Annotated in this window: 8 protein-coding genes; 3 read left to right on the top strand and 5 right to left on the bottom strand. The window is 69.1% G+C overall.

Annotated elements, in window-relative coordinates; translation table 11 throughout:
* The 3 genes from G0D83_RS31995 to G0D83_RS29290 all read left to right on the top strand — a co-directional run.
* Positions 1 to 229, top strand: a 229-nt coding sequence (locus tag G0D83_RS31995; RefSeq protein ID WP_203595677.1) for a hypothetical protein, incomplete at its 5' end; no start/stop codon positions are given.
* Positions 226 to 1,215, top strand: a complete 990-nt coding sequence (locus G0D83_RS29295) for an NAD(P)-dependent oxidoreductase (protein WP_164198045.1) — start codon at positions 226 to 228, stop codon at positions 1,213 to 1,215. The genes G0D83_RS31995 and G0D83_RS29295, both read left to right, overlap by 4 nt.
* A gap of 229 nt (positions 1,216 to 1,444) precedes the next feature.
* The gene (locus tag G0D83_RS29290) at positions 1,445 to 2,200 is read left to right on the top strand and encodes a sulfite exporter TauE/SafE family protein (protein WP_164198043.1); all 756 of its coding nucleotides are present in this window, start codon (positions 1,445 to 1,447) and stop codon (positions 2,198 to 2,200) included.
* A gap of 301 nt (positions 2,201 to 2,501) precedes the next feature.
* Here the strand turns inward: G0D83_RS29290 and G0D83_RS29285 are convergent, their stop codons facing one another.
* Genes G0D83_RS29285 through G0D83_RS29265 form a run of 5 tightly spaced genes read right to left on the bottom strand, consistent with a single transcriptional unit; the run spans position 2,502 to position 6,787 of the window.
* Positions 2,502 to 3,434, bottom strand: coding sequence for an isoaspartyl peptidase/L-asparaginase family protein (locus G0D83_RS29285; protein WP_164198041.1), 933 nt, complete (start codon positions 3,432 to 3,434; stop codon positions 2,502 to 2,504).
* Positions 3,431 to 4,330, bottom strand: a complete 900-nt coding sequence (locus G0D83_RS29280; RefSeq protein ID WP_164198039.1) for a polysaccharide deacetylase — start codon at positions 4,328 to 4,330, stop codon at positions 3,431 to 3,433. Before G0D83_RS29280 ends, G0D83_RS29285 begins: the two co-directional genes overlap by 4 nt.
* Entirely contained in the window at positions 4,327 to 5,079 is a 753-nt protein-coding gene (locus G0D83_RS29275) for an SDR family NAD(P)-dependent oxidoreductase (protein ID WP_164198037.1), read from the bottom strand. Before G0D83_RS29275 ends, G0D83_RS29280 begins: the two co-directional genes overlap by 4 nt.
* Positions 5,070 to 6,089 carry a ketopantoate reductase family protein gene (locus G0D83_RS29270; RefSeq protein ID WP_164198036.1) on the bottom strand — a complete coding sequence of 340 codons (1,020 nt, stop codon included), beginning with the start codon at positions 6,087 to 6,089 and terminating at the stop codon, positions 5,070 to 5,072. The genes G0D83_RS29275 and G0D83_RS29270 overlap by 10 nt, the downstream gene beginning before the upstream one ends.
* On the bottom strand, positions 6,086 to 6,787 hold the full coding sequence (locus G0D83_RS29265) for a creatininase family protein (protein ID WP_164198034.1): 702 nt from the start codon (positions 6,785 to 6,787) through the stop codon (positions 6,086 to 6,088). The genes G0D83_RS29270 and G0D83_RS29265 overlap by 4 nt, the downstream gene beginning before the upstream one ends.

The following is a 6,787-nucleotide window of genomic DNA, read 5'->3' as shown; positions in this document are numbered from 1 at the left end:
CCCAACGCCATCCAGATGGACCCGGCGGCGCGCCGCGAGATCGTCCAGTGGTACCGCGCCGCGACAAAGGGCTGAGCGGGCGCCGGTCCTGACTTCCGCCTGGAGCGCAGGTGCGGCAGTGTGGGGCGTCCCGGTCTCGGACCGGGTCGTCTCGCCGGTGATCCGCCGCGCCCATCGCAAGGCGCAGGTCGGCACCGCGCACCCGGTTGCCCTGGAGATCCCGACTTGAAGGTTCACATACTCGACGATTGGTACGACAACCTGCGGTGCCTGCCGTCTTTTTCCCTGCTCGACGGCCATGAGGTCACCGTCTGGACCGACCGCGCCCCCGATGCCGCCGCCCAGGCCGCGCGACTGCAGGGCGCCGAGGCGGTGGTGCTGTTCCGCGACCGCACCACGATCAACGCCGAGCTTGCCGAAGCGCTCGATGGGGTGAAGTTGATTGCCATGCGCGGCCAGCATGGCCATGTGGATACAGACGCGCTGAGCCGTGCCGGCATCCTCTTTTGCTCGAAGATGAGCAAGGACGGCCCCTCGACCTCGACCGCCGAGCTGACCTTCGGGCTGATCATCGCGGCGCTGCGCCACCTGCCCCGGCAGATCGCCTCGGCCCGCGCGGGGGCTTGGCAGGGCCACGCGCCGATGGGGCGCAACGTGGCGGGCAAGAGGCTGGGACTCTACGGCTACGGCGGCATCGCCAAGGTGGTGGCGGGGTATGCGCGTGCCTTCGGTATGGACGTGCAAGTCTGGGCCTCGGAGGCGAGCCGTGCCCGCGCCGCCGTCGATGGTTTGATCGTTCCCGAGGACCGCGAGGCCTTTTTCGCAAGCTCGGACGTGGTGTCGATCCACAAGCGCCTGCTGCCCGAGACCCGGGGCGAGGTCACCGAGGCCGACCTGATGGCGATGCGGCCGGACTCGGTGCTGGTGAACACCTCGCGCGCCGGGCTCATTGCGCCGGGTGCCCTGCTGGCCGCGCTCGAGGCGCGCCGCATCGGGCAGGCCGCGCTCGATGTCTTCCCCGCAGAGCCCGTCACCGATCCCGCCGATCCGCTGCTCTCGCACCCCCGGGTGATCCCGACGCCGCACGTGGGTTTCGTGACCTCCGAGGAGCTCGACAAGCAATTCGGCGAGATTTTCGAGCTGATAAATGCCTACGCCGAGGGCGCACCGATCGAGATGATCAATCCCGAGGTCTGGTCGCCCAACCAGAGTTGAGCGCGAGGCGGGCCGGAACCTGGCGAGCAGCTCCGGTCATCGTCGATCGTGCGCGGGTGGTGCGCCAGCGCGGCGTGGCTGAGGGTCGGCGCCTCAACGCCGCGCTGGAACGAGCCTTCATCGGCGTTGCCCCTGCAGGCCTCCTGCTTCAGATAGACGACCCGCACCCCTTGTTCTTCGCCGCAATAGTTGAGATCCTGCGGCACCTTACTGCAAGAGCAAACCTCCCATGATCCCATCCCTGCTGCTGCCCGACGGCATGACCGAAGCGGTCTTTGCCCTGCTCATCGGCACGAGCTTCGCCGCCTCCTTCATCACCGTCGCCTTCGGCATCGGTGGCGGCGGTGTCCTCTTGGCGGTCATGGCGAGCCTGGTGCCCCCGGCGGCGCTGATCCCGACCCATGGCGTCATCCAGCTTGGCTCGAACTTCGGGCGCGCGGCGCTGACCTTCCGCCACATCCACTGGTCGGTGATCCCGGCCTTTGCACTCGGCTCGCTGATCGGCGCGGCGGCGGGCGGCGTCATCGCGGTGACCTTGCCGCCGGCGATCATGCAGATCGGTATCGGCGCCTTCGTGATCTACTCGGTCTTTGCCAAGCCGCCCAAGGGGCTGCGCGACTGGCCTGCCATCGTCGGCGCGGTGTCGAGCTTCCTGACCATGTTCTTCGGCGCAACGGGGCTCTTCGTTGCGACCTTCACCAAGTCGCAGGAGCTGCCCCGCCACTCCTATGTCGCGACCCATGCGACGCTGATGACGGTGCAGCACGGGATCAAGACGCTGACCTTCGGCCTGCTCGGCTTCGCCTTCGCCCAATGGGGGGCGTTCGTCGTGGCGATGATCGCCGCCGGTCTGCTCGGAACGGTCTCGGGGAAGATGGTGCTCAACAGGATGAACGATCACCGCTTCCGGTTGGCGCTCGACACGATCCTGATCCTGCTGGCCCTGCGGCTCATCTATGCGGGTCTGCGGGATCTCCTGGGCTGAGGGCCGCTTGGCCACAGGCGCGCCCGGCGGCAATCAGATCTTGGAGCATCAGCGCAGCCGCTGACAAGTATGTGTCCGCGCGGGCAACAACCTAGACGCCGCGGATCACCTCCGTCGTCACCAGGTTGCGCAGCGCGCGCCGCCGCGCTTCAAGCCCTCGGTCTTTGCGCCGCTCGCGGCCCACACGCTCAAGGAACTGGCGCCGAAGATGGAGCTGCCTCGGGCCGCAGCTCGCCGCCATTCGCAGATCTGCAAGGCCTGTTGCGGTGGCGAGGGCAATTGCGGCGGCTATCCCGACGAGTCACGGGGTGCGGTAGATTGCCAGCACAGGCGACTCTCCCTCGCGCACGCTTGCGCGGTACATGCCTTCGCAGTTGAAAGGCATCGCGATGCTGCCGTCCTGCGCCACGGCGATCACCCCACCCGAGCCATCGTGGTCATGCAGGTCATGCATCACCACATGGCTGGCGGCGTCCTCGAGCGTCTCGCCCAGGAACCTCATCCGCGCGGCGATCTCGCTGCCCGCCGTGTAGCGGATGAAAACCTCTCCATGCCCCGTGCCCGAGACCGCGCAGGTGGCATTCTCGGCGAAGGTTCCCGCCCCCGGCAGCGGCGTGTCGCCGACCCGGCCGGGCAGCTTGGCGGTCATCCCGCCGGTGGAGGTGGCCGCCGCGAGGTTGCCCGCGCGGTCGCGCGCCACCGCGCCGACCGTGCCGTGGCGGCGGGCCGGATCGTCGCTCTCCTCGCCGTTGCGGCGCATCTCCAGCGTCTCCTGCAGGGCGTCCCAGCGGGCCTGGGTGAAGAAATACTCCGGCTCCTCGAAGGGCAGCCCGGCATCGCGCGCGACCTGCAGCGCGTTGGGCCCGATCAGCAGCACATGCGGCGTGCGCTCCATCACCGCGCGGGCAGCGCGCACCGGGTTGCGCGGGCCGCAGATCCCGGCCACGGCCCCGGCGCTGCGGTCGCGCCCGTCCATCACGCAGGCGTCCATCTCCTGCACGCCTTCGGTGGTGAAGACCGCGCCGCGCCCGGCGTTGAACAGCGGCTCATCCTCGAGCGCGCAGACCGCGGCGGTCACCGCATCCATCGCGCTGCCGCCACTCCGCAGCACCGCCTCGCCCGCCTCGAGCGCGCGGGCCAGCCCGGCCTCGTAGGCGGCTTCCTTCTCGGGGGTCATCTGAGACTTGAGGATGGTCCCGGCCCCGCCGTGGATCGCAAGCGAATAGGTGGTCATTTCGGTCCTTTCAGCCCAGCCTCTTCGGCGCAGTAGCGGGCGATCTCGGCATGGGTGGCGATCCAGCAATCGCCGGTCGCGGTGATATGCTCGAGCAGCTCTTCAAGAATGAAGATGCGCGAACGGTAGCCGGTGATATGGGGGTGCATGGTGAGCAGGAACAGCCCGCCCTCGGCCCGCGCCCCGTCGAACTCGCGGCGGAAAATATCGAGCACGTCGGCGGGCGGCGTGTAGGGACGCTGCGCACCAAAGCGGTTCATCATGAAATAGACGGCGTCGTCGCGGATCCATTCCACCGGCAGCTCGACGATGCCCGTCGGCTCGCCCGCGTCGAGGATCTCGAAGGGGTCGTCGTCGTTGAACAGCGAGCTGTCATAGAGCAACCCGAGCTCGCGCGCGATCTTCAGCGTGACCTGCGAGTAGTCCCAGGACGGCGTGCGCATCCCGACCGGACGCGTTCCGGTGATCTTCTCCAGCGTGTCGGCAGAGCGCAGCATCAGTTCGCGCTCGGCCTCGGGCGGCACCTGCGTGTTGCGCTCGTGGATCCAGCCGTGCAGGCCGATCTCGTGGCCTTCCTGCGCCAGCATCCGCTGTTCCTCGGGGTGCAGCAGCGCCGCGACGGCGGGAACGAAGAAGCTTGCCTTCGCGTCGAAGCGGTCGAGCACCTGCTTGATCCGCGGGATGCCGCGGCGCGCGCCGTATTCACCCCAGCCGAGACGGGCGATCGAGGTGCCGCCGTCGCGCAGCTCGTTGGTTTCATGGTCGCTGTCGAAGCTGAGCGCCACGGCGCAGCGCGCGCCGCCCGGCCAGCGGTCCGGCAGCAGGCTGCGCCCGGCGCGCACCTGCCCCACCAGCCCGCGCCACTGCGCCTCGTCCCATTCGTGCGGCTCGCTCATGCATGTCCTCCGTCCACGGACAGCACCTGTCCGCTGATCCATTCCGCCGCCTCCGAGGCCAGGAAGGCCACGGCCCCGGCGATATCCTCGGGCCGACCGAGCCGCCGCGTGTGAATGCCGCTCAGCACGGCTTTCTGGCGCTCGGGGCCGAAGGCCTCCCACTGTTTCTCGGTCGAGGGGTTCGACAGCACGAAGCCCGGCGCCACCGAGTTGACGGTGATCCCCTGCGGCCCCAGCTCCAGCGCGAGCTGCCGCGTCAGCCCGACGAGCGCGTGTTTCGCCGAGGCATAGGCCTGGATGCCGGTGAGGCTGGGCCGCAGCCCCGCGCCCGACGAGATGGTGACGATCCGCCCGCTTCCGCGCGCCTTCATCCCCGGTGCCACTGCCTGCGCGCACCACATGGCGGCATCGACGTTGGCGCGGAAGATGGCGTGCCAGTCGTCCTCGGCGATCTCCTCGATCGGGCGACCCACCTGCCCGCGTACCCCGCCGGCGGAGGTGACCAGAACGTCGATCCGGCCATGCGCTCCGATGGCGCTGGCAATGGCGGCAGCGGCGCTCTCGCGGCTGCCGAGATCGGCGACGTGCAGGCCCATGCCCTCGGCGCCGAGCGGCGCCATGCCGTCCATATCGATGTCGAGCGCTGCGACCTGTGCGCCCGAGGCGGCGAAGCGCCGCGCGATGGCCGCCCCGATGCCCTGCGCCGCCCCGGTGACCGCCACGACCTTGCCCTCGAAACTCAGACGCATAGCGGCAGCATCTCCGTCACCAGATCGGCGGACTGCGCGCGCCGGCCTTCCTCGATGTCATGGATCAGCTCGACCATCCGCGCCAGCGCTGGCACCTCGATGCCATGCGTCTGGCCGAGCCCGACCATCACCCCGATCTGCGCGTCCACCTCGGTGCGGCGCTTGCGCACGGCGAGGTCGCGCCAGATTCCGGAATGGGTTTTCGCCGTCTTTCGGTTGTGCGCGACCATCTTGTCCATCGAGGCATCGATCGCCGCGCGGTCCCCGGCGCGAAAGGCCTCGGGGTCGAAGCCGTTGAAACCGAGCGGCGTGACCCCTTCGGCGGCTGCCAGCGTCATCACCTCGCGGCCGAGCTGCGCGTAGACCGCACGATGCTCGGGCCGGGCCATGGCGTCGGACATGCTGTCGGGCGTCAGCGCGGTGCAGAAGAGCAGCGCACCATAGCCCATCTTGCCCCAGAGATAGCCCCAGATGTTGTCGGTCAGCACCGCCTCGGGCTCGAGGATCGACAGCAGCGCATGGACCTCGCGCGCGCGGTCGGTGACCTGCCCGTCAAGCTCGCCCACCGCCACCGCGGCGCGGTTGCCGAAGAGGACAACCCCCGGCTCCAGCCAGTCGGCGCCGTAGTTGACGAAACAGCCGACGGTATGTTCCGCACCGATCCGCGCCGCGATGACCCTCTCGTTGAGCCCGTTCTGCGCCGAGACCACGTAGCCACCCGGCGTCAGATGCGGCAGCAGCATTTCCAGCGCCGCCTCGGTGACATGCGCCTTCACCGCGAGGATGATGACGTCATAGCTGCCGGTCAGCTCCTCCGGGGTGCTGGCGGGCAGCACCTGGGTAAACTCTTCGACTGGCCCTTCGATGCGCAGCCCGGTCGTGCGCATCGCCTCGACGTGCTCGGGCACGATGTCGACCATGTGCACCGCCCGACCGGCGCGGGCGAGATAGGCACCGAGGATGCCTCCGATCGCCCCCGCGCCCCAGATCAGGATCGGACGCGCGCTCATGCCCAGTCCCCGTCGAGCAGCGCGCGGGTTTCTTCCACGGCCACGGCCCAGAGCCGGTCGGTCTCGGCGTCGGGCTTCTGGTAGACGCCGCCGTAGTTGCCATCGCCGATCAGCGCGCGCACCCCGGCAGCGTCGCGATCGCGCAGCCGCTCGAAGGGCACGAAGGGCTTCTGCTCATCCGGCAGCGCGCGGCCCGGCAGCCGCGTCCAGGGGAAGTTCTCCATCCAGCTCGCGTGGCTGGCCACCGGGTCGATCTCCTGCACGCAGGCCCAGGTCTTCGGCGCGCGCCACCAGTCGTGAAACCGGCAGCGGGCGCCCGGGTTGGCCTGCATCCACTCCATGGTGACTGGCTGTACCGGGCAGTTGCCGCCGTGACCGTTGACGATGAGGATGCGGCGGAAGCCGGTGGCGTAGAGACTGTCGAGGATGTCCCGAACCACGGCGGCATAAGTCGCGAGCTTCAGCGTCACGCTGCCGGGAAAGCCCATGAAGTAGGGGGTAAGCCCGTAGGCCAGCGCCGGGAAGACCGGCACGCCGAGCGGCTCGGCGGCATCGGCGGCGACTTTCTCCGACAGGATCGAGTCGACCGAGAGGCTCAGGTAGGCGTGCTGCTCGGTGCTGCCGAGCGGCAGCACACAGCGGTCGTCGGTCTCGAGGTATTTCTCGATCTCGAACCAGTTGCTTTCCGAAATCCTCAC

The organism is Salipiger sp. PrR003, assembly GCF_010500785.1.
In the GTDB taxonomy this organism is placed as follows: domain Bacteria; phylum Pseudomonadota; class Alphaproteobacteria; order Rhodobacterales; family Rhodobacteraceae; genus Salipiger; species Salipiger pacificus_A.
Note: the sequence above shows the minus strand (reverse complement) of the source record. Positions and strands in the feature narration are given on the sequence as shown.

Coding starts and splice junctions, on each gene's coding strand:
- G0D83_RS29285 (WP_164198041.1), bottom strand. CDS start 3,434: ATGACCACCTATTCGCTTGCGATCCACGGCGGGGCCGGGACCATCCTC.
- G0D83_RS29290 (WP_164198043.1), top strand. CDS start 1,445: ATGATCCCATCCCTGCTGCTGCCCGACGGCATGACCGAAGCGGTCTTT.
- G0D83_RS29270 (WP_164198036.1), bottom strand. CDS start 6,089: ATGAGCGCGCGTCCGATCCTGATCTGGGGCGCGGGGGCGATCGGAGGC.
- G0D83_RS29275 (WP_164198037.1), bottom strand. CDS start 5,079: ATGCGTCTGAGTTTCGAGGGCAAGGTCGTGGCGGTCACCGGGGCGGCG.
- G0D83_RS29280 (WP_164198039.1), bottom strand. CDS start 4,330: ATGAGCGAGCCGCACGAATGGGACGAGGCGCAGTGGCGCGGGCTGGTG.